This window comes from Variovorax sp. YR566, from assembly GCF_051992195.1.
Classification (GTDB): Bacteria; Pseudomonadota; Gammaproteobacteria; order Burkholderiales; family Burkholderiaceae_C; genus Variovorax.
Map to the genome: position 1 here is coordinate 1,508,287 of NZ_CP197092.1, position 26,336 is coordinate 1,534,622.

The 26,336-nt window shown below is 65.1% G+C and carries 24 protein-coding genes; 10 read left to right on the plus strand and 14 right to left on the minus strand.

Going from position 1 to position 26,336, the window contains the following annotated elements; genetic code table 11:
- Nucleotides 1-37: 37 nt before the first annotated feature.
- Both ACTG4X_RS06975 and ACTG4X_RS06980 read right to left on the minus strand, forming a co-directional pair.
- Nucleotides 38-559: an MgtC/SapB family protein gene (locus ACTG4X_RS06975; RefSeq protein ID WP_093056116.1), complete on the minus strand. Its 522-nt coding sequence runs from the start codon at nucleotides 557-559 to the stop codon at nucleotides 38-40.
- A 1-nt stretch (nucleotide 560) separates the two neighbouring features.
- Nucleotides 561-2,603 (minus strand): lytic transglycosylase domain-containing protein, encoded by a 2,043-nt coding sequence (locus ACTG4X_RS06980; RefSeq protein ID WP_097200085.1) that lies wholly within the window; start codon nucleotides 2,601-2,603, stop codon nucleotides 561-563.
- A 9-nt stretch (nucleotides 2,604-2,612) separates the two neighbouring features.
- On the opposite strand from ACTG4X_RS06980, the gene ACTG4X_RS06985 reads away from it, so the two are divergent.
- On the plus strand, nucleotides 2,613-3,230 hold the full coding sequence (locus tag ACTG4X_RS06985; RefSeq protein WP_093056112.1) for a 5-formyltetrahydrofolate cyclo-ligase: 618 nt from the start codon (nucleotides 2,613-2,615) through the stop codon (nucleotides 3,228-3,230).
- A gap of 10 nt (nucleotides 3,231-3,240) precedes the next feature.
- On the opposite strand, the gene ACTG4X_RS06990 is transcribed toward ACTG4X_RS06985, so the two are convergent.
- Nucleotides 3,241-4,224 (minus strand): LysR substrate-binding domain-containing protein, encoded by a 984-nt coding sequence (locus ACTG4X_RS06990; RefSeq protein WP_097200084.1) that lies wholly within the window; start codon nucleotides 4,222-4,224, stop codon nucleotides 3,241-3,243.
- 172 nt (nucleotides 4,225-4,396) lie between these two features.
- Here ACTG4X_RS06990 and ACTG4X_RS06995 point away from each other — a divergent pair, with 172 nt between their 5' ends.
- A complete protein-coding gene (locus tag ACTG4X_RS06995) occupies nucleotides 4,397-4,714 on the plus strand; it encodes a DUF2917 domain-containing protein (protein WP_093056107.1) in 318 nt (105 codons plus the stop codon).
- A gap of 106 nt (nucleotides 4,715-4,820) precedes the next feature.
- On the opposite strand, the gene ACTG4X_RS07000 is transcribed toward ACTG4X_RS06995, so the two are convergent.
- Nucleotides 4,821-5,231, minus strand: a complete 411-nt coding sequence (locus ACTG4X_RS07000; protein WP_097200083.1) for a BLUF domain-containing protein — start codon at nucleotides 5,229-5,231, stop codon at nucleotides 4,821-4,823.
- A gap of 91 nt (nucleotides 5,232-5,322) precedes the next feature.
- Between ACTG4X_RS07000 and ACTG4X_RS07005 the strand changes: the two genes are divergently transcribed.
- The gene (locus ACTG4X_RS07005; RefSeq protein ID WP_440533503.1) at nucleotides 5,323-6,093 is read left to right on the plus strand and encodes a Crp/Fnr family transcriptional regulator; all 771 of its coding nucleotides are present in this window, start codon (nucleotides 5,323-5,325) and stop codon (nucleotides 6,091-6,093) included.
- A gap of 15 nt (nucleotides 6,094-6,108) precedes the next feature.
- On the opposite strand, the gene ACTG4X_RS07010 is transcribed toward ACTG4X_RS07005, so the two are convergent.
- The gene (locus ACTG4X_RS07010) at nucleotides 6,109-6,963 is read right to left on the minus strand and encodes a DUF6279 family lipoprotein (RefSeq protein WP_257014962.1); all 855 of its coding nucleotides are present in this window, start codon (nucleotides 6,961-6,963) and stop codon (nucleotides 6,109-6,111) included.
- A 31-nt stretch (nucleotides 6,964-6,994) separates the two neighbouring features.
- On the opposite strand from ACTG4X_RS07010, the gene glmU reads away from it, so the two are divergent.
- A complete protein-coding gene (gene glmU / locus ACTG4X_RS07015; protein WP_440533504.1) occupies nucleotides 6,995-8,422 on the plus strand; it encodes a bifunctional UDP-N-acetylglucosamine diphosphorylase/glucosamine-1-phosphate N-acetyltransferase GlmU in 1,428 nt (475 codons plus the stop codon).
- Between the two features lie 9 nt (nucleotides 8,423-8,431).
- Here the strand turns inward: glmU and ACTG4X_RS07020 are convergent, their stop codons facing one another.
- Entirely contained in the window at nucleotides 8,432-8,923 is a 492-nt protein-coding gene (locus ACTG4X_RS07020) for an Lrp/AsnC family transcriptional regulator (protein WP_097200080.1), read from the minus strand.
- Nucleotides 8,924-9,061: 138 nt separating this feature from the next.
- Between ACTG4X_RS07020 and glmS the strand changes: the two genes are divergently transcribed.
- Complete coding sequence (gene glmS, locus ACTG4X_RS07025) at nucleotides 9,062-10,942, plus strand: glutamine--fructose-6-phosphate transaminase (isomerizing) (RefSeq protein ID WP_440533505.1); 1,881 nt, start codon at nucleotides 9,062-9,064, stop codon at nucleotides 10,940-10,942.
- A 300-nt stretch (nucleotides 10,943-11,242) separates the two neighbouring features.
- Here the strand turns inward: glmS and ACTG4X_RS07030 are convergent, their stop codons facing one another.
- From ACTG4X_RS07030 to ACTG4X_RS07040, 3 genes are all read right to left on the minus strand, one after another.
- The gene (locus ACTG4X_RS07030; RefSeq protein ID WP_440533506.1) at nucleotides 11,243-12,679 is read right to left on the minus strand and encodes an IS1182 family transposase; all 1,437 of its coding nucleotides are present in this window, start codon (nucleotides 12,677-12,679) and stop codon (nucleotides 11,243-11,245) included.
- 177 nt (nucleotides 12,680-12,856) lie between these two features.
- On the minus strand, nucleotides 12,857-14,698 hold the full coding sequence (locus tag ACTG4X_RS07035; RefSeq protein ID WP_440533507.1) for a hypothetical protein: 1,842 nt from the start codon (nucleotides 14,696-14,698) through the stop codon (nucleotides 12,857-12,859).
- Nucleotides 14,699-15,195: 497 nt separating this feature from the next.
- Complete coding sequence (locus tag ACTG4X_RS07040; protein WP_256216779.1) at nucleotides 15,196-15,666, minus strand: toll/interleukin-1 receptor domain-containing protein; 471 nt, start codon at nucleotides 15,664-15,666, stop codon at nucleotides 15,196-15,198.
- Nucleotides 15,667-16,784: 1,118 nt separating this feature from the next.
- On the opposite strand from ACTG4X_RS07040, the gene ACTG4X_RS07045 reads away from it, so the two are divergent.
- Nucleotides 16,785-17,642 (plus strand): AraC family transcriptional regulator, encoded by an 858-nt coding sequence (locus ACTG4X_RS07045; RefSeq protein WP_440533508.1) that lies wholly within the window; start codon nucleotides 16,785-16,787, stop codon nucleotides 17,640-17,642.
- 40 nt (nucleotides 17,643-17,682) lie between these two features.
- Nucleotides 17,683-18,732: a threonine aldolase family protein gene (locus ACTG4X_RS07050; RefSeq protein WP_440533509.1), complete on the plus strand. Its 1,050-nt coding sequence runs from the start codon at nucleotides 17,683-17,685 to the stop codon at nucleotides 18,730-18,732.
- Here ACTG4X_RS07050 and ACTG4X_RS07055 read toward each other — a convergent pair.
- Nucleotides 18,656-19,927 (minus strand): NADH:flavin oxidoreductase/NADH oxidase family protein, encoded by a 1,272-nt coding sequence (locus ACTG4X_RS07055; RefSeq protein WP_257014961.1) that lies wholly within the window; start codon nucleotides 19,925-19,927, stop codon nucleotides 18,656-18,658. The genes ACTG4X_RS07050 and ACTG4X_RS07055 overlap by 77 nt on opposite strands.
- 79 nt (nucleotides 19,928-20,006) lie before the next feature.
- Here ACTG4X_RS07055 and ACTG4X_RS07060 point away from each other — a divergent pair, with 79 nt between their 5' ends.
- Entirely contained in the window at nucleotides 20,007-20,453 is a 447-nt protein-coding gene (locus tag ACTG4X_RS07060; RefSeq protein ID WP_440533510.1) for a MerR family transcriptional regulator, read from the plus strand.
- Here ACTG4X_RS07060 and ACTG4X_RS07065 read toward each other — a convergent pair.
- Together ACTG4X_RS07065 and ACTG4X_RS07070 are read right to left on the minus strand one after the other, a co-directional pair.
- On the minus strand, nucleotides 20,428-21,006 hold the full coding sequence (locus ACTG4X_RS07065) for a dihydrofolate reductase family protein (protein ID WP_097200075.1): 579 nt from the start codon (nucleotides 21,004-21,006) through the stop codon (nucleotides 20,428-20,430). The genes ACTG4X_RS07060 and ACTG4X_RS07065 overlap by 26 nt on opposite strands.
- A gap of 60 nt (nucleotides 21,007-21,066) precedes the next feature.
- Complete coding sequence (locus ACTG4X_RS07070) at nucleotides 21,067-21,654, minus strand: DUF308 domain-containing protein (protein WP_440533511.1); 588 nt, start codon at nucleotides 21,652-21,654, stop codon at nucleotides 21,067-21,069.
- Nucleotides 21,655-21,827: 173 nt separating this feature from the next.
- Between ACTG4X_RS07070 and ACTG4X_RS07075 the strand changes: the two genes are divergently transcribed.
- The gene (locus ACTG4X_RS07075) at nucleotides 21,828-23,303 is read left to right on the plus strand and encodes an HD domain-containing phosphohydrolase (protein WP_440533512.1); all 1,476 of its coding nucleotides are present in this window, start codon (nucleotides 21,828-21,830) and stop codon (nucleotides 23,301-23,303) included.
- Here ACTG4X_RS07075 and ACTG4X_RS07080 read toward each other — a convergent pair.
- Nucleotides 23,296-24,711, minus strand: a complete 1,416-nt coding sequence (locus tag ACTG4X_RS07080; RefSeq protein WP_257014959.1) for an MFS transporter — start codon at nucleotides 24,709-24,711, stop codon at nucleotides 23,296-23,298. The genes ACTG4X_RS07075 and ACTG4X_RS07080 overlap by 8 nt on opposite strands.
- Nucleotides 24,712-24,891: 180 nt before the next feature.
- Here ACTG4X_RS07080 and ACTG4X_RS07085 point away from each other — a divergent pair, with 180 nt between their 5' ends.
- Nucleotides 24,892-25,818 carry a LysR family transcriptional regulator gene (locus tag ACTG4X_RS07085; protein ID WP_097200072.1) on the plus strand — a complete coding sequence of 309 codons (927 nt, stop codon included), beginning with the start codon at nucleotides 24,892-24,894 and terminating at the stop codon, nucleotides 25,816-25,818.
- A gap of 43 nt (nucleotides 25,819-25,861) precedes the next feature.
- Here ACTG4X_RS07085 and ACTG4X_RS07090 read toward each other — a convergent pair whose 3' ends face one another.
- Nucleotides 25,862-26,215 (minus strand): nuclear transport factor 2 family protein, encoded by a 354-nt coding sequence (locus tag ACTG4X_RS07090; protein WP_440533513.1) that lies wholly within the window; start codon nucleotides 26,213-26,215, stop codon nucleotides 25,862-25,864.
- Nucleotides 26,216-26,336: the final 121 nt, after the last annotated feature.

Sequence of the window (26,336 nt, forward strand, 5' to 3'; positions counted from 1 at the left end):
GATGCCGAAGGCAGCGCGAATTGATGCGGGAGCGCGTTCAGCGCTCGCGGGTGTCGTCGTTCTTCTTCGGACCGGCCACGCGCTCGATCACGCTCACGAGGCGCGGCACCAGTGCCAGCACGGCGAGCGCCAGCAGCGCGCTGACCACGGCGGTCACTTCGCGGCCGAGTCCGCAGGCCATGCCGATGGCGGCCGTCATCCAAAGGCCCGCGGCGGTGGTCAGGCCCTGCACATGGCTCTCGTCCTTGCCCTGCTTGAGGATGGTGCCGGCGCACAGGAAACCCACGCCCGCCACCAGCCCCTGGATCACCCGGCTCATGTCGGCCGGCACGATGCCGGTCTGCTGCGGGATCAGCACGAACATCGCCGAGCCGATGGCCACCAGCATGTGGGTGCGCACGCCAGCCGCCTTGCCCTGCTGCTCGCGCTCGAAGCCGAGCACGAAACCGAGAGCGCCAGCGAGCGTGAGGCGCAGCACGATGCGGGTGAGTTGCGCGACGTCGCTCACGTCCGAGAACTCGGATGCGAGGGTGTCGAGCACCTCGTCGCGCCAGCTCATCTCAGGGGAGGTCCTTGTTGGGCTCCGGCTCAGCCGCATCGCGCGGGCCAATGCGACCCAGGCGTTCCTTCAGCGACTGCGGCCGGCCGCTGATGATGGCCGCGTAGTTGGTGGTGTTGGCCAGCACCTTCTTCACGTAGTCGCGTGTCTCGTTGAACGGCACGTTCTCGGCCCAGATGGCGGCGTCGAGCACCGGGCCGTTGCGCCAGCTGCGCGGGCGCCCCGGGCCGGCGTTGTAGGCGGCGGCCGCCAGCGCCATCGACCCGTCGAAGTCGTCGAGTGCGAGCTTCAGGTAGTTGGTGCCGATGGTGATGTTGGTCTCGCGGTCGTTGATTTGGCCGGGCGAGAAGTCGTTCATGCCGATCTTGCGGGCCGTCCAGCGCGCGGTGGCGGGCATGACCTGCATCAGGCCCGAGGCGCCGACGCCCGAGCGCGCGTCCATGATGAAGCGGCTTTCCTGGCGGATCAGGCCGTACACGTAGGCCGGGTCGAGGCCGATGTCCTGGCTCTTGCGCAGCACCGTGTCGTGGAAGGGCATGGGAAAGCGCTGTTCGACGTCGACCACGCCCTTGGTGCGCTCGCTGGTGTTGATGCAGCGGTCCCACACCTCGCGCTGGCAGGCGAAGTCGGCCGCGGCCAGCAGCGCGCGGTCGTCCATGCCGCCCTTGTCGTGCAGGTTGGTGGCGTAGTTCCACTCGCGCGTGCCTTCGGGGCGCAGGCCGATGGCGATGGCGTAGAGGCCGCGGGCGAGCGCCGGGTTGCTGCGCGCGGCGGCTTTTTCCTCGGGCGTGAGCGGGTCGGGGCGCGTGGGCACCACGGTGCGCTGGCCGAGTTCCTCGAGCGCCAGCATCTCGTAGAAGCCGCGCGAGCCGGCGATGCTCTGGTAGAGGTCGCGGGCCTGCGCGCGGCGTTCGTCGCCGCCGGCGCTGGCCAGGGCGCGGGCCTTCCAGTAGACCCAGGTTGGCTCGAGCTGGGCGGTTTCGCTCATGGCGTTGATGGCGGGCGTCACCTCTTTCCACTGGCCGGCGCGCAGGGCGGCGCGCACGCGCCAGCCGAGCATGTCGTCGGACAGGTCGCTGTTCTTGGTGACATTGGCGTAATAGGTGCCGGCCTGTGGCCAGAGCTTCAGCGCGGCGGCGCGGCCGATGGTGCCCCAGAGCCAGTTGCGCTCCTCGGCAGAGAGCATCGGGCCCCACTTGCTGTCGAGCTGCGAGGCGGCGAGTTCGGGGTCGGCAATGGCGATCTTGATGAGCGCGAGCACCACCAGTTCCTTGCGCGACTTGGCGGCCACGAAGGCGCGGCCGGTCAGGAACTTGGCCGAGCTGGCGTTGAGCTCCTCGAACAGCGGCAGCGCGTCGGGCGCGGCGATGGTGACGGCGGCGCGTGCGGCCTGCGGGCGGTTGGCCTCGATGGCCAGGCGCGCCTTCTTCCAGGCGTCGTTGGTCGAGATCAGGCGGGCGGCGACCATGCGGTCGGCGGCGGTGAGGCAGCCGTCGTCCAGGTCTTTCTGGGCAAACCAGTTGCGGCGCACTTCGTCGGCCTGTGCCTGCGTGGCGGTGCCGGTGCGCAGCGAGTCGACCAGGACCGCGTAGCAGCGCACCTGCGCGTCGTCGCCCATGCGGAAACCGTCTACGGAGGCGGTGAAGTTGTCCCAGTCGCGGCGCTGGCCGAGCAGAAGCAGCCAGTCGTTGCGCAGGCGGTCTTCCTGGTAGGTGCCGGGGTAGCGCGCGAAGAAGTCCTGCACTTCGTTGGCGGGGGCGTCCTGCAGGCGCGCCTTGAGTTCCCAGTAGGCGGCCCAGGGCTCCAGCGCATGGCCTCGGGCCTGCGGCAGCAGGGCGGTCAGGCGGGCCTTGTCGCCGCGCTGGAAGGCCTGCTTCATCTGGATCAGCACGTCGTCGTTGGTGTTGCTCTGGGCTGCTGCGGGTTGCTGCGAGAGCAACGCGCCGAGGGCAAGAACCGTGGAAAAAACGAGTGCGGGTGCCGCGTTGCGCGGGTTGACGCGCGGGCGATGGCGCTTGGGTGCCAAAATGCTTGGGAACTGCATCGGGGGATTATGGACAAGTCAAAGGGTGCCGACACTTCGGCAACGGCGAGTTTTCTTAAGGAACAGTTGAGGAAGGCACTCATCGAGCAACGTCTTGCGATGCCCGACCGGCTGACACGCGCAGACCTTTTGCAGCGCGTGATGCGGATCTGGCTGGTCGGCCGGCCCGACACCGTGATCGGCGCCTACTGGCCCATCAAGGGCGAGTTCGATCCGCTGCCCGCCCTGCACCGCTGGAAGGAAGACGGCGAACTCATGGAAGAGACGCAGCGCCGGCGCATCGGACTGCCGGTGATCGACAAAGTCCACAAGACCCTGACCTTCCATGCCTGGTACCCGGGCTGCCAGATGGAAGAAGACGCCTACGGCATTCCCAAGCCCAAGGACACCGAGCTGATCGTGCCGACCCTGCTGTTCGTGCCCTGCGTGGGCTACAGCGCGGGCGGCTACCGGCTGGGCTACGGCGGCGGTTTCTACGACCGCACGCTGGCGGCGCTCGAGCCGCGGCCGTTCACGGTGGGTCTGGGCTTCACCCACGGCTTTCTCGAAGACTTCGAACCCGAGGCGCACGACCTGCCGCTCGACGCCATCCTCAACGACAACGGGGTCGTCTGGCCGACCAGCTGAGCTGCCAGCGTCAGTCGATGTTGTCGACCGTGTCCGGGTCGGGCACCTCGCCGATGGTCTGGCGCGTGGTCTCGGACTGGAGCAGCAGCCAGTCGCAGAAGGCCCTGATTTCCGGCCGCAGCGCGCTGCGCGGCCCGGCAATGAGCCAGTAGGACATCGGCGAATCCATGCGGTGCTGTGGCAGCACCTCGACCAGATCGCCGTTGGCCAGGCTCTCGGCAATCAGCGAGCTTCGCGCCAGCGTCACGCCCTGCCCGGTGAGGGCGGCCTGCACCATCTGGTAGGCGTAGTTGAAGTAGAGCCAGCGCTTGGGCTGCGCGCGCTCCAGCCCGTTCACCTCGAACCAGCGGCGCCAGGTCAGCCATTCCAGGTGAGTGCGGTGTGCGTCGCCGGCCTCGATCAGCGTGAACTGGGTGATGTCGGCAGGCTTCCTGATGGGCGGGCTGCTCTTCAGCAGCCAGGGGCTGGCCACCGGCGTCAGCGTTTCACCGAACAGGCGCACCGCGCCGGCCGTCATGGACTCGCGCGGGCCGTAGCGCAGGGCGATGTCGACGTCGGCCACTTCGAGGTCCACCGCCACGTCGCTGGCGTCGATGCGGATGTCGATCTCGGGGTTGTCGCGCTGGAAGGCCTCCAGCCGCGGGATCAGCCACATCGAGGCGAAAGAGGCAAAAGTGGTCAGCGACACGCTCTGCCGCCCCGCGCTCTGGCGGATCTGGCGCACAGCCGTGTCGATGCGCGGCAGCGACTGCTGCACCGCCAGCAGCAGCAAAGCCCCCGCGCTCGTGAGCTCCACCGCGCGCGTATGGCGCAGGAACAGGGCCACACCCACCTCTTCTTCCAGCGACTGGATCTGGCGGCTCACGGCCGACTGGGTCAGCGCCATTTCTTCAGCCGCGGCGCGGAAGTTCAGGTGCCGGGCCACCGCCTCGAAGGCGCGCAGGTGCCCGGCGGAGATCGGACGGGAGCGCAGATGGGTTTGCGAATGTTGCATGGATATGACTTTGGAGGGCGAATCGGCGTTTGGATCGATTGATGCGAAACGCGCATCAGTAGGCTACCTCGTTTTCATTGGACCGCCAACGCCATAGAAACGATCATTCATTCCCGAACTGCGCTATTGCCACTTTCTGACAAGCGCTTCGGCAAAGCCAAGGAGTTACATCATGTCCACCGCCGTCTGCACCACCGAATCGCTCTCGTCCCTGTCCGTTCCCGCCCGCACCGCCGCCGTTCCGCCGGCCGTGCGTCGTGGTGCCTGGCAGATCGCGCCCGGCGAGGCGATGAGCCTGAAGGCGCGGGCGGCCAGCATCCTGCGGGTCAAGCAGGGCCGGGTGTGGATCACGCCCGATGCCACGCTCAAGAACCCCAGCGAAGACCTGGTGCTCGCACCCGGCGAATCGCTGACGGTGGCCGCGGGCCAGCGCATCGTGATGGAGGCGTGGGACGGCTACGGCGCGACCTACAGCTGGGACAACGCCTGAGCGATTGTTTTCCCTCCAAGTGCTGAAAAGGCGGCCTCGGCCGCCTTTTTCTTTTTGAAGCGTCTTTGGGGGTAGGGCCGTCGGGCGGCCGCCCATTCAGTTCAATTCAGCCGTTGATGTCGAAGCTGGGCACCAGGGCCAGAAAGTGCCGCAGCGCCGCCTCGCCAAGCAGCACATGCACGCCGGCCATCAGGTCGGGGCCCTCGCATTCGGCCAGCCCCATGCCGAAACCGCTGTAGCGCCGGGCCGCCAGCGGAGCTTCGTAGACCACCCTGACATCGACATGGCGCGGGTCTTCCTCGATCTGCTGCATCAGCGCGTCGATGGCTTCGGGCGGGCCTTCCAGGTGCTGGCAGAAACGCTGTCCGTCGAACACCAGCAGGCCGGTGATGTCGCGCTCCGCGTTGCGCATGCGCGCCCGGGAGGTGATCGAGCCCACGGTGCCCGGGGGCAGGTCCTGGGCGAGCGTGCTGCAGTAAAGCACTTCGTAAAGCGGGAGCCTTGGTTCTTCTGTCATGCGTCTTGGGGAGGAAAGCGGTGCGGAGTGTAGGCAGTCCCGGGACGCCGCGAAATGTCAAAAGACACAGGCGAAGCGCCTATAGTGAAGCGTGAAATTCGAGGACTACCCCGCTGCTGCAGCGCCTCCCCAGGGCGTGAATTCGTGCGACCAGTGCGCATTGCGACGGCTCGATGCCTTCCTGCCGCCTTCCGGCGAGGAGTTGCAGGCCATCCAGTCTTTCCGCGTCGGCACCCGGCGCGTGGAGGCGGGCAGTTCGATCATCGACGAGCACCGGCCGAGCCCGCAGCTCTTCACCCTCTATTCAGGCTGGGCCTTCCGCTACAAGACGCTGAGCGACGGCCGGCGGCAGATACTGAGCTTTTTGCTGCCCGGCGATTTCCTCGGCCTGCAGGATGAGTTCGCCGAGGGCCAGACGCACGGCGTCGAGGCGGTGACCGACGTCACGCTGTGCGCCTTCTCGCGCGACCGGCTGTGGGACCTGTTCCATGCCCAGCCCAAGCTGGGCTACGACATCACCTGGCTTGCAGCGCGCGAGGAAAAGATGGTCGATGACAACCTCGTCACCACCGGCCGGCGCAATGCTGGCGAGCGCGTGGCCATGCTGCTGATGCACCTGTATCGCCGAGCGCAGCGCGTGGGCATGGTGCGCGACGGCTGGGTCGAGTTTCCGTTCAACCAGCAGCACATCGCCGATGCGCTGGGACTGTCGCTGGTGCACACCAACAAGACGCTGCGGCGGCTGCAGCGGCTGGGGCTCTACAAGATCGACGCCGGCTGGCTGCGCATCATGGAGCCGCACGCCCTGGAAACGCTGGGCGACTACTTCGAGCGCCCGATGAGGCCTACGCCGCTGATCTGATCCGCCACACGGCCTTCAGCGCGTGGCCACCAACTGGCGCAGGTCGCTCTCGTAGGCCTGCAGCCGGCGCACCGCCTGCGCGCGCTGGCTGGCCGTGGTGCCGTTGTGCAGCGCCGCCGTGTTGCGGCAACCCTCCTGCAGCAAGGCCTGCTGCTGGTCGCGCCAGGGTCCAGGCGGTGGTTCGGCGATGCGCTGGATGTAGCCATGCAGCGCCGCGCGCGCCTCGGCCGGCGACGGCTTGCTGGCCACGAAGCCGCGCAGCAGCAACAGCGCCTCCTGCTGGCGCTTGCGGCGCTCGGCGTCCGCCAGCCGTGGGTCGAACACCGACTGCGCGACCTGCTGCTTCAACAGTTCGCGTTGCTCCGTGCTGAGCCGGCCGTAGAAGTCCTCGGTGCGGTCGAGGAACTGGTCGTAGCGCTTTTCCTGCACCTGCGCCGGGGTGCGGTCGAGCCAGTCCTTGCGGTACTCGGCGTTGTTCTTCGCGTATTTGCGCTCCAGCTGCTGCAGCTGCGCGTCGGTCAGGCTCAGCGCCAGCTCGGTGCCGGCGGGCTCGGCGCGTTCGGTAACGGCCAGCAGGCGCTCGCGGACGCGCTCGGCCATGGCACAGACCTGCTCCGGCGTCACCTCGCCCGGCGCCAGCGCCTGCGCTTCCTGCAGCAGCGAGGCGATGCGCGGCAGCTCGTTCTGCCGGTGCCAGGCCAGCAGCTGGTCAAGTTCGTCGCGCACCTTCGGGGTCTGCGCGCCGTCGAAGTCGAGGTAGCCGTCGAGCCACCAGTAGCTGACCGTGGGCAGGTTGTTGTAAGCCAGCTTGATCGCGCTGCAGGCGCCCAGGGCGGCGGCGATGAGCAGCACGCCGATAATTCGGGCCACTGCAGCGCAACGAAATCGGGAAGAAAAACGCATGAATCAGACTCCGCAACAAGACAGCCGGGGGCCGGTCGACGTCGTCATCATGGCGGCCGGCAAGGGCACGCGCATGAAAAGCAGACTGCCCAAAGTGTTGCATCGATTGGGCGGCCGCGCATTGCTGGCCCATGTGACGGGCACCGCCGCACGCATCGGCGCGCGCGACGTGGTGGTCATCACCGGCCATGGCGCGGCCGAAGTCGAGGCCTCGCTGAACAGCGGCATCGAGGGCGCCACGCTGCGCTTTGCGCGCCAGGAGCCGCAGCTCGGCACCGGCCACGCAGTGCAGCAGGCCGCGCCGCTGCTGCCAGATGACGGCACGGTGGTCGTGCTGTCGGGCGACGTGCCGCTGATCGGCGAAGACACGCTGCGCGCGCTCATCGCGGCCAGCGCGGGCAGCAAGCTGGCACTGCTGACCATCGAATTCGACGACCCGAGCGGCTACGGCCGTGTCATCCGCGCAGCGGGGCAAGGCGAGGTCACCGCCGTCGTCGAGCACAAGGACGCTACCGAAGCGCAGCGCGCCGTGCGCGAGATCTACAGCGGCGTGATGGCCGTGCCCGCGCGCCTGCTCAAGGGCTGGCTTGCGCGGCTGGACAACAAGAACGCCCAGGGCGAGTACTACCTGACCGACGTGGTGAAGTTCGCCGCCGCCGACGGCGTGCCCGTGGTCGCGCACATCACCACCGACGCACTGCAGGTGGCCGGCATCAACAGCCCGGCCCAGCTCGCGGCGCTCGAGCGCGCCTGGCAACTGCGCCAGGCGAACGCGCTGATGGAGCAGGGAGTGCGCCTGGCCGACCCGGCGCGCTTCGACCTGCGCGGCACGCTGGATTGCGGGGCCGACGTGGAGATCGACGTCAATTGCGTGTTCGAAGGCATGGTGTCGCTGGGCGAGGGCGTGCGCATCGGCGCGAACTGCGTCATTGCCAATGCGCGCATCGAGACAGGCGCGGTGATTCATCCGTTCACGCATATCGAGGGCGAGAAGGCCGGCGTGACGGTGGGCGCGGGCTCGCTCATCGGCCCCTTCGCTCGGCTGCGGCCCGGCGCACAGCTGGGTGCCGAGGTGCACATCGGCAACTTCGTCGAGGTCAAGAACTCGACGCTGGCTGCCGGCGCCAAGGCCAATCACCTGGCCTACCTGGGCGATGCCACCGTGGGCGAGCGCGTGAACTACGGGGCGGGCAGCATCACCGCCAACTACGACGGCGCCAACAAGCACCGCACCGTGATCGGCGACGACGTGCACGTGGGCAGCAACTGCGTGCTGGTGGCGCCCATCACCATCGGTGCGGGCGGCACCATCGGCGGCGGCTCGACCATCAACAAGTCGACCGAGCCGGGGGCGCTGACCGTGGCAAGGGGCAAGCAGGTGAGTTTCCCGAATTGGAAGCGCCCCCAGAAGAAACCGAAGGCCTGACAGCGGTCTTCAAGCCCCGGGCGCCAGCGGCAACCGGGGCTCGAACTTGGCGCGCTTGAGGCTGAAGAAGGCCTTGACGTTGCGCACGTTCGCGTCGGCTGTGAACAGGCGCTGCGTGAGTGCGCCGTAGTCGGGCATGTCGCGCGCGGCCACGACCAGCACGAAGTCCGGGCCCGGCGACACGCGCCAGCACTGCTGAACTGCGTCGTCGGCAATCACGCGCGTCTCGAAGGCGTCGAGCGACGCGGCGTCCTGCCGGTCGAGCGAGATTTCGATCACCGCCTGCAGGCCGTGACCCAGCACTGTGGCGAGCCGGTCGGGCGACAGCAGCGCGACCTGGCGTTCGATCAGGCCTTCTTCTCGCAGCCGCTGCACGCGGCGCAGGCAGGTGGGCGGCGAGATGCCGACGTCGGCGGCCAGGCGCTGATTGGTCTGCGAGGCATCGCGCTGGAGCGCGTCGAGCAGGCGCAGGTCGATTGAATCCAGGGAAACTGATTCCATATTGGAAGAAATTATGGAATAAAAGTCCAAATCCATGAAATGGAGAAATAAAAGTCCGAAATCAACAAAATTTCGAATGCATATTTCTTTCATGCCTTCCTACCATCGAGGCTCTTCTTCATTCAAAGGCAGCTCACCATGTGCGGCATCGTCGGGGCAGCGTCCCATCGCAACATCGTTCCGGTCCTGGTCCAGGGCCTCCAGCGGCTCGAATACCGCGGCTATGACTCGTGCGGCGTGGCGGTGCATGCCGGTGGCCTGACGCGGGCGCGTACCACTTCGCGCGTGGCCGATCTCGTGGCGCAGGTGCGCGACGACAAGGTCGAGGGCCTCACCGGCATTGCCCACACGCGCTGGGCCACGCACGGCGCGCCGGCCGTGCACAACGCGCACCCGCATTTCAGCCACGGCCCCGGCACCGATGCGCAGACCGCGCGGCCGGGCCGCATCGCGCTGGTGCACAACGGCATCATCGAAAACCACGAAACGCTGCGCGCCGCGCTCGAGGCCAAGGGCTACGCCTTCGAGAGCCAGACCGACACCGAGGTCATCGCCCACTTGGTCGACAGCCTCTACGACGGCGACCTGTTCGAAGCCGTGAAGGCCGCCGTGCTGCAACTGCACGGCGCCTACGCCATTGCCGTGATCTGCCGCGACGAGCCGCAGCGCGTGGTCGGTGCGCGTGCGGGCTCGCCGCTGATCCTCGGCGCCGGCAAGGACGGCGCAGAGAACTTCCTCGCCAGCGACGCGATGGCCCTGGCCGGCGTGACCGACCAGATCGTCTATCTGGAAGAAGGCGACGTGATCGACGTGCAGCCGGGCAAGTACTGGATCGTCGACAAGAACCACAAGCCGGTCACCCGCCAGGTGCGCACGGTGCTCGCCCACAGCGGCGCGGCCGAGCTCGGCCCCTACCGCCACTACATGCAGAAGGAAATCTTCGAGCAGCCGCGCGCCATCGGCGACACGCTCGAAGGCGTGGCAGGTATCGTGCCCGAGCTGTTCGACGGCATCGGCCAGGACGGCGCGACCGGCGCCAGTGCCTACCGCGTGTTCCAGGACATCGACAAGATCCTCATCCTCGCCTGCGGCACCAGCTACTACAGCGGCTGCACCGCCAAGTACTGGCTCGAAGGCATCGCGAAGATTTCCACGCAGGTCGAGATCGCGAGCGAATACCGCTACCGCGACTCCGTGCCCGACCCGAAGACGCTGGTCGTCACCATCAGCCAGTCGGGCGAAACGGCCGACACGCTGGCCGCGCTGAAGCATGCGCGCTCGCTCGGCATGGAGCAGACGCTGACCATCTGCAACGTCGCCACCAGCGCGATGGTGCGCGAGTGCAAGCTGGCGTACATCACGCGCGCCGGCGTCGAAATCGGCGTGGCATCGACCAAGGCCTTCACCACGCAACTCGCGGGGCTCTTTCTGCTCACGCTCGCCATCGCGCAGGCCAAGGGCCGCCTGAGCGACGCCGACGAGGCGCGCTACCTGAAGGAAATGCGCCACCTGCCTGTCGCGCTGCAGTCGGTGCTGGCGCTGGAGCCGCAGATCATCGGCTGGGCCGAAGACTTCGCGCGCAAGGACAACGCGCTGTTCCTCGGCCGCGGGCTGCACTACCCGATCGCACTCGAAGGCGCGCTCAAGCTCAAGGAAGTGACCTACATCCACGCCGAGGCCTATGCCGCCGGCGAACTCAAGCACGGCCCGCTCGCGCTGGTGACGAGCGAGATGCCCGTGGTGGCCGTGGCGCCCAACGATGCACTGCTCGAAAAGCTCAAGAGCAACCTGCAGGAAGTGCGCGCGCGCGGCGGCGTGCTCTATGTGCTGGCCGACGGCGACACGAAGATCAAGAGCAGCGACGGGCTGCACGTGATCCGCATGCCCGAGCACTACGGCGCACTCTCGCCGATCCTGCACGTGGTGCCACTGCAGTTGCTGGCGTATCACACGGCGTGTGCGCGGGGGACCGATGTGGACAAGCCGCGTAATCTGGCCAAGAGCGTGACTGTGGAGTGATCCGGAGACAGCGCATCGACTGGTGTTCTTTGCCATTAATGTCTGAGACAGCGCATTAAAGTCCGAGACAGCGCATTAATGTCTGAGACATGCCCATCGGTCGGGGGAGCGCTAGCGGCTTGGTGCTCTGCTGCCAGGTCTTAGGTAGGCCGACAATCACGGTTGGCCATTCGCTACGGCCGGTCTAGACTGAGGCTGTGTGGAAACAGCTGCATTGAAGGGGCGCGCAAGATCCGTTGGACCGGCGGACTCAGTTCCTACCGGAATTCTCGGCCGTCTCGACAAGACGCGAGTCGGCACCTACGACTTCATCTCTGCAATCAGGGTACTTGCGCCGAGGATCTTGATTGCTCGCTTGAGGTTGTAGGCCAGAACCTGCAGATTCATCTCGGTTTTCACGTTCGGCAAGGTCTTCGTCAGGAAGTGCGTGGCCCCCATCCACGCTTTCAGGGTGCCGAACACGTGTTCGATCGTTCGTTGCCTGAACTTTGAGGCCTCGGGCGCAGCATCTAGACGTGCCTGGACCTTTTCCAGGACCTCCTCGTACTCCCATCGACTGATGCGCCTGGCTGGCGCCGGGGTGCACTGCGGCTTCAAGTGACAGCCGCCACAGTTTGATGTCCAGTACTTGCGCAACGCCTTGCCGTCCTCAATGGCGGTGAAGCGGTAGATTGCGATCTCGCCCGCCGGACACCGGTACACATCCCGTCGCTTGTCATAGACGAAGTCTCGCTTGTCGAATCTGCCCTCGAACTTGCTGTTCGACGTCAAGGGCTTCGGGACAAGTGTCGCAATGCCCGCACGTTCGCACTCCAGAATCCCGTAGCCTTCGAAGTAGCCTCGATCCGCCAGCACGATTGGTTTGGGGTGTTCGATGGCCTCTTGAGCCGCCTTGGAGATGGCGGCCAGTTGGCCTCGATCGGTTACTGCGTTGGTCACCTCATGGGCGACGATCATGTGGTGTTTTGCATCGACCGCGGCCTGGACGTTGTAGCCTACGACTGCTGAGCCAAGTCGGGTGGTCGCCATCGAGCGGGCATCCGGATCGGTCAGCGAGATCTGTCGCTCTTGCGTGGACTGAAGCTGCCGCTCGATGGCAGAGATTTCACGCATCTGTCCTTTGATCTTGGCTACCTTTTCCTGGAGGCGCGCAACACGCTCGGGGAGAACCATCGCTGGATCTCGGTCAGCTCGATCAAGTTCGGCAAGGTATCGGCCGATGCTCTGCTCGAGCTGCTGCATCCGCACCTGGAGCTTGTGCTCGTTGAAGTTCTTGTCGCGGTTGTTGACGCCCTTGAACTTGCTTCCGTCCACGGCGATGACGCCGTCGGCAAATAGCTTGAGCCGGCGGCACAAAAGAACGAACTCTCGGCACACCAGACGAATAGCGTCACCATGATCTCTGCGGAAGTCCGCGATAGTCTTGAAATCAGGGGCCAGGCGCCCGGTCAGCCACATCAACTCCACATTGCGCTGTGCCTCACGCTCCAGGCGTCGACTGGATTGCACTTGGTTCAGATAGCCGTAGATGTAGATCTTCAACAGCACTGAGGGGTGATACGACGGCCGCCCGGTGGCCGCAGGTTCCGCGCCTTCAAAGCCGAGCTGATAGAGCTTGAGTTCATCGACAAAGACATCGACTACGCGGATGGGGTTCTCTTCTGAGATGTAGTCGTCAAGGCACTCTGGCAGCAGCGTGGTCTGGCTTCGATCCCCTGGCTCGATGAATCGCTTCATGTGGCAACCCAGTTCGTGGCGTTGTCTCAATCTAGGCGACGGTATTCACGGATTCAATGCGTTTTCACACAGCCTCGACTGGTTGCGGTCTCTCGAGTTTGGTTCGCGAACGACCGCTGGTGCTGGAAGCGGCCAGTCACCCCTTCAGCGATGAATGACTGCTGCCAGGATGCCCGGCTACACCGTCGGTGATACCGGATAAGTCGGCATCGTACTTAGCTGCTGCTCTGCGGTGGCCTGGGCACGGATCCTGCGCAGTTGCTCAAATTCGAACCCCGGGTTGCGAGTCGAGAAGTTGATGCGGCTGACGGATCGTAGATTCTCGACCAACTCCTCGCCCGTGGCGGAATGCTGTAGCAGTTCTTCGATGAAGCCAAGGTTGTGAAAAAAGATATTGTCGTAGGGGTGTTCGCGGTACGGATTGTGGGCAACCGCGACCAGTTTTGACAGAACCGACCGTAGGCCAACGAGGTCCCGATTGCCTGCTCCAACACGACGCGTTTGACTGGAACTTGATGCATTCGTCAGGGCAATCTCCACGCCCGCTAGTGCCTCAAGCCCGCGACGCATCGTCATCGTGTCGTGGAGACCACCGAAATCCGCGATGGTAAGGACCACTTTGAGCACTTCGCGCCCGCGCAACTCAAGGACGCCGTTGGGAAGCGTTATCGAGTCTTCCTGAAGGAGGCGTAGTTCACATTTCGAGAGCTGCGTCACACCATGCACCAGTGTTTCAGCGATGTCGATGAAAAAGGTGGCTGTGTCATTCGCCCTTGACTCGGTGCGCAAGGCTTTGGCCTTCATCTCGAACAGCACGATGTGGCGGTCTGTCTCGATAGCAAGGTCTACGTCGCCGGTGACTTGGCGGCCGCGCTTCATAACACCCCACAGGCACAGAATGCCTCGCTGCGCGAGGCGCTCCGCCATGTGCAGTTCGAACTTCCTGCCGACTTCGGTGTTGAAGTTGGACCTGCCGTTGGCCAGTAGGCGAAAGGCCCGCTGGTAGAACGCGGCCCCCAGGAAAGCCGCCGGAGGAATCCACAGCCTGCTGCCGTCGAGCTGGACTAGCGCCGCTTCCAAGGCCTCGGCGTCGCTGCCATGGCCTGGCGAGTAGTAGTTCCGACAAGGTCGGTCCAGGGAAAAGGTATGCACCAGCATCTCTGCCGCGTGTCGGTCGAACAGCCGCGCGGCGAGTCGCGCTTCGACCTCACTGCGTTGCACAACGGTGCCTTGGCAGGGGTTTTCTGCCATGCCTCGCAGCACCAATAACAAGGCCAGGATATGGTCCGGTCTCCAAACTGGCCCGCCAGGGAGTTGGTCTGCTACCGGCACGACCACGTCGCGAAGCAATGCCTCGACCACTGGCTGACGCATCTGAGGCAACGCGAAAACTTGGTCATAGAGTACGACCCGTCCAAGCGAACGGATGACGTCGGCGGGATAGTGGTCACCCAGAGATTCGAAGGGTGACCACGGCTCCGCGTCGACCAGGGCGCCCAAGTGGCGAGACGCGGTGAGCGCGCTATCGAGCAATTGCTTTCGCCCCATGCGCGCAGGCGGCACGTGAAGGTGTTGGAGCGCTATGCGATATAGATAGCCGAGCGGGATCGACGGCTCGATCCTCTCGCTCATCATTGAGAGCTCGGGGTGGAGATTGACATGCTTCCGCACAGGATCGTAGCGTCGCTCGAACGTCTGCTGCAGAAACTCCATCGCCAGGGAGCCGAGGCGACCAAAAGGCACACGTACGGTCTGAGCGATGCTTCGGCTCCCCTGGACGTCCGGCGTTCCTATTTCCGTTCCGCTAACTTGGATTGGGATGCCCTTGTTCGCGAAAAACCTAGCGGCGTTCGCTCTGCTGACGTGCCGTGGGGACCAGTGCGGTGACGTCTGCGTTTCATAGGCCCGGATATACCGAATCGCCTCGATCCAAGGCACCTGCCCCTCTTCCATCGGGACCAACGCATCTACGAAGTGGCGGGTGTCTCGCAGCGCATCGAAGAGCAGCGGTGCAGCCAAGCGCAGCGGAGCCGTATCCTCAGTGCGCAGTACTTCCGCGAAGACTAGCTGCGTCAGCAAGTCACGCCGCAACACTGACGCTCTCGGCCAACCCTGGAGGCCGTCGTCGTCTGGCCCAGTTGGCATCGTGTGCGGCACCAAGATCGATCGAACTATCCCAAAAAGCCATTGGTAGCGGTGGTGGGGCACTGCCGCTAGCGGGTACCGCCCGGCCTCTCGATAGAGCTCGGCGAAACGATCTGCCAATGGCAGTTCAACAGTTAGGTTTCTCGGCAGGGTCACAGCATTGCCCAGGTCGGCTAAGTACACAGGGATGCTACCTGCGCTAGTAGCACCGCCGGCCCATTAGCATAGGCGCCGCCATGCCCAGACTCGACCCCGATGGGCCGATGGGCCGATGGGCCGATGGGCCGATGGGCCGACGGGCCGACGGGCCGACGGATCGTGTGACCCAGCTTCAAGTTGAGGGGGCCACAGGCGGTTGAAACCAGCCGTATTTAGCTCGCGACCGGTTCAACGGCGACCAGCTCGGCAATTTTGGTGGCAATTACTGCCATTGAGTCTTCTGCAGTGTCTAGGCCGCTTCGAGAGGCAAGCAAGGGACTGAGATTGCGGAGAGCCTCATACGTCGTGTTGTGCACGATGGGGACGAGCCGGTTACCCGCAAGGAGGGCCGAAAGCTCTTTGTCGGCGACGCTCTCTTTAGGGAGGCGGGCCAGGAGCGCAGGGGTCACTAGGACGAGCCCGATGCGCGAGGCCGCCAAGCCCTTGTCAATGGCGCGCATCATCGGCACGCCTAGGCCAAGGTCCTTCTCACTGAACCAGACTTTGACACCCGCCGCCTCGAGCAAATCGTGCAGCTGCTTGGCGGCCCCCTGTCGGTCGTCCCACGCATGGCACAGGAAGACGTCGCGAAGGTCAGGCTGCTCCGCTGCTTTCGTCTCAACGGCATTACGGACTGGCGTCAACGACTGTACTTGGGCAGGCGTGTACGAGACGGACGAACCGGCTCGCGACCAACGTGGCTTTGCTCCGCCGCTGGACCTGCTACCTCCACCGCCGCTGCTATAGCCTCCCCCGCTGCTGCCCGACGACGAGTAGGACGGGGACGAGTACGAACCGTAGCTGCTGTAGCCGCTGGAGCGGCCATACCGGCCACGGCATGCAGGGCAAGCCGCTGCAGCGCTCGCTGAGCGATGGCCCTCGACTGGTGCTGTGCATCTAGACATGTGAGTGATGCTAGCGCTGGCGACCGCTGTCCTGGAATCACATGTTTTGGGGAATCTGCACTAGATCTCTCTGTAAAAATGCGCGGACAGTTCCGGCGCCTCTCGTGCCGCTCATTTTGTGGAGCCGCGATTCGTGCACGCGATAAGCGGAGCTAAAGGTACAAGATCCAGCCTCGCTGGGAGTGGCCTCAGAGCGGCAGCTTGCGGTCATTCGCATCTATCGAGCCGAGCGACCGCTACCGCTGCTAAGCCGGCAGTCGATGCACTGATTCAAACGTCGGCTTCAGGGCCCATAGCAGTAAGCAACTCAAGCTGAAAAGCGCGACAGCTGGATCCTCTCGGATCGAATGGCGCCTCGCACAAGCCTCGGACGTCGCGTGAGTTCGCAACAACGGGACGATCTGTCAGCTGGGCCTATCGGCGAACGACTTGTTGGATCCAATGTTGCTTGGGTGGAGCGTGGCATTCACACGCACCCGTTCGCGAGGTGCACAGTGCCCCCGCCGCGAGGGCGCGCCTTAAAATGCCAGCCGTCCTTCTTCTACCTAGGTCAATGCGCGCTGCAAGCCATGAGTGTCGGTGCACAAAAGGAGACAGCGGCTTGGTGGGTAAAAGACGGAAATCCGGGACAACTCTAGTAACTGCCGCGCGTCAAACCCAACTTTATCCGGCAAAGCAGCACGACTTATGTAGCCCGGGTGGTTGTCTCGGACTTTGTTGCTCGCGGTTTGCGCCGTACGGAGTCGACTCGCGCGGTTGTCTCAGACTTCGGAGCATCGGGGCGAAGTCGTCGTTCCGAACATTTCGCTGGTGATCGTGTCTCAGACATTATTGGCAAAGAACAACTGGAGCCGTTCGTGCGTGAAGAAGTCCAATACGACCGCGCCATCGACATACCCGGCCTCGTCCTGAGCACGGCCCGGTTTGCCGAGTTCCGGTTCGAGCCTCACTACCACCTGGACTGCCACATAGCGCTCGTCACCGATGGCGTGCAGCGCCAGACTTACCAGGGCGAGTCGCTGCTGCTTTCACGCGGGGCAATCCAGCTGATGCCCCCGGGGGAGGTTCATGACGGAACGGCGGGCGCAGATGAGTCATACACGCTGCACACCTTCCGCATCTCGCCTGCATTGCTGGCAGGCCTGGGTGAAGAGGTCACCGGCAGGCACTACCTTCCCTCCCAACCCGCCATGGTGCTGCGTGACGCTCGCCTTGCAAACGAGCTGCTGAGGGCGCATGCAAGCCTTCGGCACGCATCGGCCGATCCGTTGCTGAACGAAGCCCGCGTGCTGGACTTGTTCGAGTCCATCTTTTCCCGCCTGCTGCGCCCCGCGCCCCAGATCGTCGCCGGGGCCTTGTCGCCGCAGCAGTTCGGACTTGCCCGGGACTTCATGGAGGCGAACATTGCCGACAAGATCGTCCTGGAGGATCTGGCCGTCCTGCTCGGCCTGGAGCGGTTTCGGTTCCTGAAGCTCTTCAAGCGCACAGTCGGCATGACGCCCCATGCCTGGTTGCTGCGACTGCGGCTCGAGCGCGCGGTGGAGCTGATCCGGGTGAACCGCGACATGGCAATCACCGATGTTGCGCACGCCGTCGGGTTCTTCGACCAGAGCCATTTCACCCGCGCGTTCAGCCGTGCCTACGGTGTGACCCCGGCGCGCTTTCAGCGGCCCGGCGTCAATTTTTTACAAGGCGACTTCGTCACCGGTCAGTAGTCTCCCGTGTCTTGGCATCCATCCAACTGCACGGCACCGAATGACCACCTTCAGTTTTCTCGACGACTACAGCGAGGGCGCGCATCCCGACATCCTGCGCGCGCTCACCGACTCCAACATGGTGCAGCAAGCGCCCTACGGGGACGACGCCTACTCTGCACAGGCCAAGGCGCAAATCAGGTCGCGCCTGGGCGAGGGCTTCGATGGCGCGATCCACTTCGTCGCCAGCGGGACCATGGCAAATATCGTCTCGATATCGAGTTGCCTTCGCCCTCATGAAGCCGTGATTGCCGTGGGCTCCGGGCACATCGTCGTGCGCGAGGCCGGCGCTATCGAGGCGACCGGGCACAAGCTCATCGTGGTTCCGGCGGTCGATGGAAAGATCACCCCGCAGGCGATCGAAGAAGCGCTTGCCTCCAACGCGCACTTCCCGCACATGGCCAGGCCGCGGCTCATCTATCTTTCCAACGCGACGGAAACGGGCACGATCTACACCCTCGCGGAACTGCAGGAGATCTCCGCCCTTGCCAGGCAGCGGGGCCTTCTACTTTTTCTCGACGGTGCGCGCCTTGGGGCAGCACTGGCTTCGCACAAGAATGACGCGAGCCTTGCTGACATAGCAGCGCTGGCAGACATCTTCTGGATTGGCGGGACCAAGGTCGGGGCGCTGCTGGGAGAAGCCATCGTGGTCTGCAACCCCGCGCTGAAGGAAGACTTCGCAATTCATCTGAAGCAGCGCGGCGGCATGCTGGCGAAGGGGCGGTTGCTGGGCATCCAGTTCCGGGAGCTGTTCGGCGCCGCCAGTCTGTTCACGTCGATGGCGCAGCACGCCAATGCCATGGCGGCAAAGCTCACATCCGGCATCACCTCGGCGGGCCACGCACTGGCTGCGGATACCGAGACCAACCAGGTGTTCCCCATCCTGCCGGACCCGGTGATCGCTGCGTTACAGAAAGACTTCGCGTTCTATCTGTGGGGAAGGGCGGGCGACGGCCACTCCGTGATCCGCCTGGTCACCTCATGGGCAACGGACGAAAGCCAGGTCGACTTGCTCTTGTCTCGCCTCGCCATTGCCGGTAGCGGCGCGTGAGCCGCTGCGTTCTTGCAAGCATCAAGACCGTGCTGACCAGCGGCGAATAGGCCCGCCGATTCGATCGCCCTTCACCAAGCGCCCAGAGCCGGCGCTTGACCATTGCCATCGATGCGAGTGCGGCCATGGTCTTGTCCTTCCAGCGCACAGGGGTGGTGTCGCCCGTCGGGTGCTTGCCTGCCAGCCACTGCGCGGGCAGATCGGGCACGAGTGCGAGCGCGGTGGCCATGCCGGCAATGGCCACGCCGCCTGCGATGACCTTCTCTGCCACCGCCATGCTCCGGATGCCACCCGTCGTCATCAGCGGCATCTTCGCCACGGCCGCGAGCTTCGATGCGAACTCGAGAAAGTACGCCTCGCGGGCCAGCGTGCGGCCGTCGGCGGTGGCGCCTTGCATTGCAGGGCTTTCGTAGCTGCCGCCGGACAACTCGACCAGATCGACTGGCAACTCGTTCAGCCAGAGAATGACTTGCCGCGCATCGTCTTCCGAGAACCCGCCCCGCTGGAAGTCGGCCGAATTGAGCTTCACCGCGACACAGAACCCCGGCGAGACACGCGTCCGAACCGCTTTCACGACCTCGAGCAGCAATCGCACACGGTTGGCGAGGCTTCCGCCCCAACGGTCGTCGCGCCGGTTGGTCAACGGCGACAGGAACTGCGAGATCAGGTAGCCGTGCGCCGCGTGGATTTCAACGCCGGTGAAGCCCGCGCGTTCTGCCGCCGTCGCAGTGTCGGCAAAGCGGGTGATGATCTCGGCGATCTCGGCCTCGCTCATTGCCTTCGGCATGGCGAACAGCTTGCTGTGCTTGCCAAGATCGAGCGCAACCGCAGACGGCGCCCACGCCTCTTCGCCCATGTTGGCGCGCACCTGCCGGCCTGGATGGTTGATCTGCATCCACGCCTGCGCACCGCGGCTGCGCGCGACCCTCGACCACTCGGTGAACGGCTCGATGGCCGTTCCGGCGTCGAGCACGATGCCGCCAGGCCCCGTCAACGCCCGCCCGTCCATCATCACGTTGCCGGTGATGATCAGGCCGGTGCCGCCGCTTGCCCACGCCCTGTAAAGCTCGAAGATCGCGGGCCCGGGCAGCTGCCCGACGGCGGCCATGTTCTCTTCCATGGCCGCCTTGGCGATGCGGTTGGGAACGACGCTGCCGTTGGGCAGGGTCAAGCTGGAGAAGAGGGGACTGTTCACGTTGCGCTGGCCTTCCGTACTCACGAAGAGAAGAATGCGGGTGATGCTAAGTTTGAAGTCAACTTGAAGGTCAAGCGCCATGAAGATCGGTGAACTTGCCGCGGCAACGGGCGTGGCCCCGTCCGCCATCCGGTTCTATGAAAAGAGTGGCCTGCTGCCGGCGGCACAGCGTGGCAGCAACGGCTACCGGAGCTACTCGAACGATGCGATCGAACGGCTCAGGCTGATCCAGGTCGCGCAATCGCTCGGCTTCTCGCTCGACGCGCTTGGGGGCGTCTTCGCAAGCGCCGAAGGATTCAGGAAGGACGAGTTGATGCGCAACCTCGACGTTCGACTCGCCGAGATCGACGGGCTCATGTCGACGCTGAGGTCGCAGCGCCGCGAGCTTCGTGATCTTCGGGAAACGCTGCGCAGCAGCTGGGCTGCGGGTGATTGTGTCGATGCGGTGGCGCTGGCAAAGGAGATGTCGGCGAAACCGGCGCCGATGTCGCGGCGCCCGACTATCCGGTCTTCAGAGGCCCGTTGAACCTGTAAGCACTGAGGATGATTCCGGACGGCATTGTTTTCGTGCTGACGAGCTCGAAGGAGCGCGGTGGCGTTCCCTCCGCAAAGAGACGCTTCCCGGTGCCCAGCAGGACCGGATAGACGATCAGCATGGCTTCATCTGCAAGCCCATGTTCGAGCACCGTCGATGTCAGCGTGGAGCTGCCCCAGAGGACAAGGTCCGGGCCAGCTTGCGACTTGATGCGTTGAATGCCCTCGACGATGTCCGGTCCAAGGCCTTCGAACGGGCCCCACTCAAGACTTTCCGGACGGTGGGTAACGACATACTTGGTGGCCGCGTTCAAGCCGTCCGCCATCGGGCTGCTCGGTGCCTTTGGCCAGAAGCCCGACCACATGTCGTAGGTGCGACGGCCGAGCAGCAGATCGAAGCGCCCGCCGTGCGCGGCGAAGACTTCATCCCGGCCCTCGGGCGTCCGATAGGGCGCGGTCCAGTCAGCGTAGGGAAAGTCGTCTTCGCCGGAGGACTGGATCACGCCGTCCAGCGACACGTGCTCCATGATCTTGAGCTTTCTCATTCGGGGCTCCTTGCTTGGGGCCGATAGTACCCATCCGCACGTATGGGTGGAAGGTCGGCATCAAGCCTTCTCGGGAGCCAATGCGCCGGCCTTGGCTCTGGACTGCCGAAGCAGGATGACAAGTCCGGAAATCAGAAAGTACACAGCCCCGACCGCCGCATAACCGCCAAAGGTCTGCACAACGGGAGCTGCACTGCCTTGCTGCGCCACAAAAAATCCCCCGGCCAGCGCAGACTGCGCCCCGCTCAGCATCATCACCCACTGCCCTCGATCGCTCTTGCGACGACGGATGGCCGTCGCCAGCTGAAGCAGCCCCGCAACGATGGCCCACACCCCGAAGATCACCAAGATGATCTGCAGCTTGAGCACGAGCGAAACTACCACGGCAACCGTGACCAGCCCGCTCATCCAGGCATTCAGGACCTGCGTGGGGTTGGCCTTTGCGCCCCATGTCATCCTCGCGTCCAGCAGGTTTGCCAGCGCATCCCATGCGGGATAGACGATCAGCAGGCCGCTTGCGAGTGCGGGCGACCCCTTGGCTGCGGTGAACGCCAGCGCGACCCACGCGAAGGAAAAGGCGGCGCGAATGAAGTAGAGCTTGCGCAGCCACGCGGCTCGCTGAAGAGGAGACTGGTTGGTGTTGGACATGGCATTGGCGGTGAAGACCGCGAGATCGGGTAGGAAGGAAGGTCGCAGCCCCTTGAGAGGGGCCGGTGCGGGAGATTCTGTTTCGGCGGCACCATGCGCGGTATCGGTCGAATGACCGACAGGCCCCGAAAAAGAGCGACTGTGCGATGCTGGGCTTTTGCCTCAGCCATTTCATGTCCGACGACACGACCATTGCCGTTTTCGACGCAGTCCGCGCGCTTGCTTTCATCGGCGACCTGAGCATGGGCCAGCCGACCGACCATTCGCTGCGCACCGCGTGGCTCGCCGGCATGATCGCGACGCGGGCCCGCTGCGACCCATCGCAGGTCGAGGCCGCCCGGCACGTCGCGCTGCTGCGCTGGTCGGGTTGCACTGCCAATGCCCAGGAGTTCGCGGACTTTCTGGAAGACGACGTGCAGGGGCGAAGCGCCCTTCTTGCATCGCAAAAGCCGCGAACGGCGCAGCAGCCGCCCCACAGCGTGCCCATTCCCAACGCCATGCTCGCCATGGCCAACATCCATTGCGAAATCGCCGGCGACATCGCGAACACGCTGGGCCTGGGTTCCGATACCGAAGCTGCGCTGCGCGCCATCTTCGAGACCTACGACGGCGGCGGCGTGCCCGGCCTTCTGCAAGGCAACGACGTGCCGCTTGCGACGTACGTCGTGGCCCTGGCGAGTGACCTCGAGATTTTCAGCCGCCTGTACGGGCTCGACGAAGCGCTCGCGCTGGCCCGCGGACGCGCGAACAGCGTCTACCCCGGCGCTCTTGTCGACGCCAGCGCACCGTGGGTCTCGACGTGGATGAATGCGCTGGATTCCGCCGCCCCGCCGTGGACCGACGCTGCCGACCAGCCCGCTTCGATGCTTCGACGGGTCGGGCTGGAGTTCGTGGGCGACGTGATCGATCTCAAGCTTCCCTGGATGACGGGTTACTCGCGTCGCGTGGCCCAACTGGCGCGCGATTGCAGCGCGCGTGCCGGCCTGGACGAGGCCTTGTGCAGCCGCACGTACAAGGCTGGACTGATCCACGGCATCGGGCGGGCATCGGTGCCCAACGCCATCTGGAACGCGCCCGAACCGTTGCCGGCCTCGTCACTGGAGCGCCTGCGGCTCGTGCCCTACTGGACCTCCCGCGCCGCCGGGCAAATCGACGGGCTCGCGCTCGAAGCAGAAATCGCATCCTTCGCCTTCGAGCGGCGCGATGGCTCCGGCTATTTCCGCGGCCGATCGGGTGCGGCGATGCCGCAGGAAGGACAGATCGTTGCCGCAGCCGAGCAGTGGGTTTCTCTTCGAACCCGCCGTCCGTGGCGAGCGGAGTTCACCGAAGCAGATGCGCTCGATCGCATGAAGGAAGAGGCCGAGGCGGGCCGCTTCGACCAGGAAGTCGTCGCTGCTTTGCTTGCCAGTGTTCTGTCGCATGTGCCCGCGAAACCTGTGGCGTCGGCGCGCGGCGAGCAGTCTCTGTCAGAGCGCGAACTGGAGGTTTTGCGCTGCATCAGCCGGGGCGAAAGCACCAAGCAGGTTGCTCGTGCGTTGGGCATCAGTCCGCGCACGGTGCGAACGCATGTCGAACGTCTGTTCCTCAAGCTCGAATGTTCGACGCGAGCGGCCGCGACGTTGAAGGCGGCGACCAGAGGGCTCATCTGACGAGACCTCGGGCATGGGTGACCCCAGCCCTTGCGGGAATCCTGAGCAAGTTCGCCACGCTCCCGGCCAATGCAGCCAGGGCCGCCACCGCCAGAGCCCAGTGCACTGCGCTGTGGGACGGCAGCAACCCGAACATCAGGCTCATCAACAGGCTGCCGAGCGTCAACCCCGTGAGTCGGGCGGTGCCCTGCGCGCCACCGGCCGCGCCACTGCGCTCCTTGGGTGCCGAAAGCAGCATGTTCTGGTTGTTGGGCGTCTGGAAGAACCCGAAGCCCAGGCCGGCGAGACTCGTGAACACGGCGATCGGCAAGACCGGGTTGCCGTGCAGCGGCCACAAGGCACACAGCGCCAGGCCGCTTGCGAAACACGCGCTTCCAGCCGCGCACAGCCATGCACTCGGCACGCGCTGGGCCAGGCGTGCCGACAGCGGCGCAGCCAGCATCACCGCCAGAGGCCAGGGGGTCATCAAGAGGCCGGCGGTCACCGCGCTCTGGCCCAACTCGTGTTGGATGTAGAACGGCAGCGCGACAAGGCTGGCCATCTGGCCGGTGAAGCAGCACACGGAGGCAATGACCGAGACCCGAAAGGAATGCACGCGCAGCAGGTCGAGCGGGATCAACGGCGCCGCCTTCGGCATCTCGCGCCGTACCAGCAGGATCATGCAAACGGCCGACAACACGAGCAACGCGCCGCCGTGCAACGGATGCACCACGAGCCGGTCGCTCCCGAGCACGAAGGCGGCGAACATGACCGCGTTGAGCGCGATGCTCCACACGTCGATGCGGCGCATCGAGCGCGGCGGGCTCGGCAACCCCGCACAGGCGGCGAGCACGACGAGACCGATCGGCAGATTCACCGCGAAGAGCCACGGCCAGCTTGCCGCGGAGAGTATGAAAGCGCCAAGGGTGGGCCCCGACGCGGAAGCGGCCGCGACGGCGAGCGCATTCCAGGCGATCGAGCGCGCCAGCAATCGACGCGGATAGGTAAAGCGCAACAACGCCAGCCCAAGAGGCATCACGGCCGCACTGCCCAGGCCCTGGAGGCACCTCGCGGCCACGAGCCATGGCAGCGACGGGGCCAACGCGCACAACACCGACGCCGCGGTGAACAGCGCGACGCCGCCAGCGAACACGCGCCGATACCCGAACCGCTCCCCGACAGCGGAAGCCGGCAACAGGAACATGACCACGGCCAGCTGGTAGGCCGTGATGATCCAGACGGCATCGGCGGGTGTCGCCTGCAGTTGCTGGGCGATGCCTGGCAGCGCGATGTTGGCGATGGCGCCGTCGAGCACCACCAGCACGCCCGCGCCCAGGATCGCGGCGACGGCTGCGAAGCGCCGCGGCAGAGGCAAGCCATCGGCGTCATGCACCGCGTTCACCTCCTGGGTTTCGGCGGTGCGGGCCATGGTGGAAGAAGAGTTCGGTCGAAGCGTGGAGGACAACATGATTGGGCAACTGGGAGAGGCACGCTCTATTGCGCCAAGCCAGCTTAGGACTGCACACACGGCTTGCCCAGCGCGTGGGGCGCAGCTTGTTCCTGCATGCGGCGCCTGTCGAAACCATCGCAGCCGTGCTAGGTTTCGGGCATGCCAACAGATGCCGACCTGAACCTGCTGTTTGCGTTGAACGCGCTTCTTTCCGAGGGCAGCGTCGCGAAAGCCGCCGAGCGCCTGGGCCTGAGCGAATCGGCCATGAGCCGGGCGCTCGCGCGATTGCGGGAATCGACCGGGGACGAGTTGCTCGTACGCGCGGGTCGTGCGATGGTGCTCACGCCGCATGCGCTGGCACTGCGCGACCGCGTCAGGGAGTTGGTGCAGGAGTCGCGCGCGGCGCTTCAGCCCGCCGGCGCGAGCATGGACCCTCGCACGCTCCAGCAACTGTTCACCATACGGGCCAACGACGGCTTCATCGAGGGCTTCGCGCATCGGCTCGTGGCTCGCACGGCGCACGAAGCGCCCGGCGTTCGCCTGCGCTTCGCGCCCAAGCCCGACAAGGACGTTCGTCCCCTGCGCGAGGGATTGATCGATCTGGATGTCGGCGTTCTCGGCGAGGCGGGCCCGGAGGTGCGCGTTCAGGCGCTCTACCGCGACCGCTTTGTCGCTGCGGTGCGCGAGGGCCATCCCCTGCTCGCCGAGTCCGGGATCACTGCCGAACGCTACGCCGCCTGCGACCACGTGGTCACTTCACGCCACGGCCGGACTGTGGGACCGGTGGATGACGCTCTCGCAGCGATGGGCCTGGTGCGCAATACCGCAGTCGTCGTGCCCAGCTTCAGCACCGCCTTGTCGATAGCGGCCGCGACTGACCTGGTGGCGCTGATACCGTCTTCGTACTTCGAACACTTGAGGGCGCGGGGCACGCTGCGCTCGTTCCCGCTGCCGATGCCCACGGAGCAGATCACCGTGTCGCAGATGTGGCATCCGCGTCTTGACCGGGACCCCGCGCATCGGTGGCTGCGCGCAGTGGTGCTGGAGGTTTGCCGGCCGCTGAATGAGCAAACAGGAGCGGCGTGAGTTCGTGCTCCCGGCCAGAACCGGACACTCCATGAACGGCGGGTCAGGGCGTGGTGGAAGTCGCCGTGGTGGCTTGAGTCATCACGGTGGCCCATGCACCGTCGATGCGCTTCCAGACTTCCACTACCCATAGCCCGCCGCTGAAAAAGCGAGTGACTACAAGGTCGCCTTGCTGTTCGTGTTGCTCGCGTTCGCGTGGGACATAGGGCCGCTGCTTCTGCGTTTGAAGGTGGCCGATCCGTTCGGCCCGAGACATGAACTGGCCGTTCTGCTGGACAGTCGTGAAGTCGCTTGCGGTGTACTTGCCCCACTGTGCCGCATCGACGGCGTAGAAGGCTTCGTCTCGTGCACGCATGGCGGCTTGCAGGTCAGGAGGGAGCATGTTTGTGTCGGTCATGAGAGCACTGTAGCTTCCACAGTCGCCGCCGCGAATACCGCGACGGGCAGGAGGCCGAGCATTTCCATTTGTGCCCACTATGGAGTCCAGTGCGACCTGCCACGCATAAGATGCGAGGGTC

Bases quoted from the DNA above. Each gene is read 5' to 3' on its own strand.
- ACTG4X_RS07090 (WP_440533513.1), bottom strand. From the start codon at position 26,215: ATGACCGACACAAACATGCTCCCTCCTGACCTGCAAGCCGCCATGCGT.
- ACTG4X_RS06980 (WP_097200085.1), bottom strand. From the start codon at position 2,603: ATGCAGTTCCCAAGCATTTTGGCACCCAAGCGCCATCGCCCGCGCGTC.
- ACTG4X_RS06990 (WP_097200084.1), bottom strand. From the start codon at position 4,224: ATGCAACATTCGCAAACCCATCTGCGCTCCCGTCCGATCTCCGCCGGG.
- ACTG4X_RS07080 (WP_257014959.1), bottom strand. From the start codon at position 24,711: ATGGCCCGCACCGCCGAAACCCAGGAGGTGAACGCGGTGCATGACGCC.
- glmU (WP_440533504.1), top strand. From the start codon at position 6,995: ATGAATCAGACTCCGCAACAAGACAGCCGGGGGCCGGTCGACGTCGTC.
- ACTG4X_RS07075 (WP_440533512.1), top strand. From the start codon at position 21,828: ATGTCCGACGACACGACCATTGCCGTTTTCGACGCAGTCCGCGCGCTT.
- glmS (WP_440533505.1), top strand. From the start codon at position 9,062: ATGTGCGGCATCGTCGGGGCAGCGTCCCATCGCAACATCGTTCCGGTC.
- ACTG4X_RS07020 (WP_097200080.1), bottom strand. From the start codon at position 8,923: ATGGAATCAGTTTCCCTGGATTCAATCGACCTGCGCCTGCTCGACGCG.
- ACTG4X_RS07060 (WP_440533510.1), top strand. From the start codon at position 20,007: ATGAAGATCGGTGAACTTGCCGCGGCAACGGGCGTGGCCCCGTCCGCC.
- ACTG4X_RS06975 (WP_093056116.1), bottom strand. From the start codon at position 559: ATGAGCTGGCGCGACGAGGTGCTCGACACCCTCGCATCCGAGTTCTCG.
- ACTG4X_RS07085 (WP_097200072.1), top strand. From the start codon at position 24,892: ATGCCAACAGATGCCGACCTGAACCTGCTGTTTGCGTTGAACGCGCTT.
- ACTG4X_RS07050 (WP_440533509.1), top strand. From the start codon at position 17,683: ATGACCACCTTCAGTTTTCTCGACGACTACAGCGAGGGCGCGCATCCC.
- ACTG4X_RS06995 (WP_093056107.1), top strand. From the start codon at position 4,397: ATGTCCACCGCCGTCTGCACCACCGAATCGCTCTCGTCCCTGTCCGTT.
- ACTG4X_RS07070 (WP_440533511.1), bottom strand. From the start codon at position 21,654: ATGTCCAACACCAACCAGTCTCCTCTTCAGCGAGCCGCGTGGCTGCGC.
- ACTG4X_RS07065 (WP_097200075.1), bottom strand. From the start codon at position 21,006: ATGAGAAAGCTCAAGATCATGGAGCACGTGTCGCTGGACGGCGTGATC.
- ACTG4X_RS07030 (WP_440533506.1), bottom strand. From the start codon at position 12,679: ATGAAGCGATTCATCGAGCCAGGGGATCGAAGCCAGACCACGCTGCTG.
- ACTG4X_RS07000 (WP_097200083.1), bottom strand. From the start codon at position 5,231: ATGACAGAAGAACCAAGGCTCCCGCTTTACGAAGTGCTTTACTGCAGC.
- ACTG4X_RS06985 (WP_093056112.1), top strand. From the start codon at position 2,613: ATGGACAAGTCAAAGGGTGCCGACACTTCGGCAACGGCGAGTTTTCTT.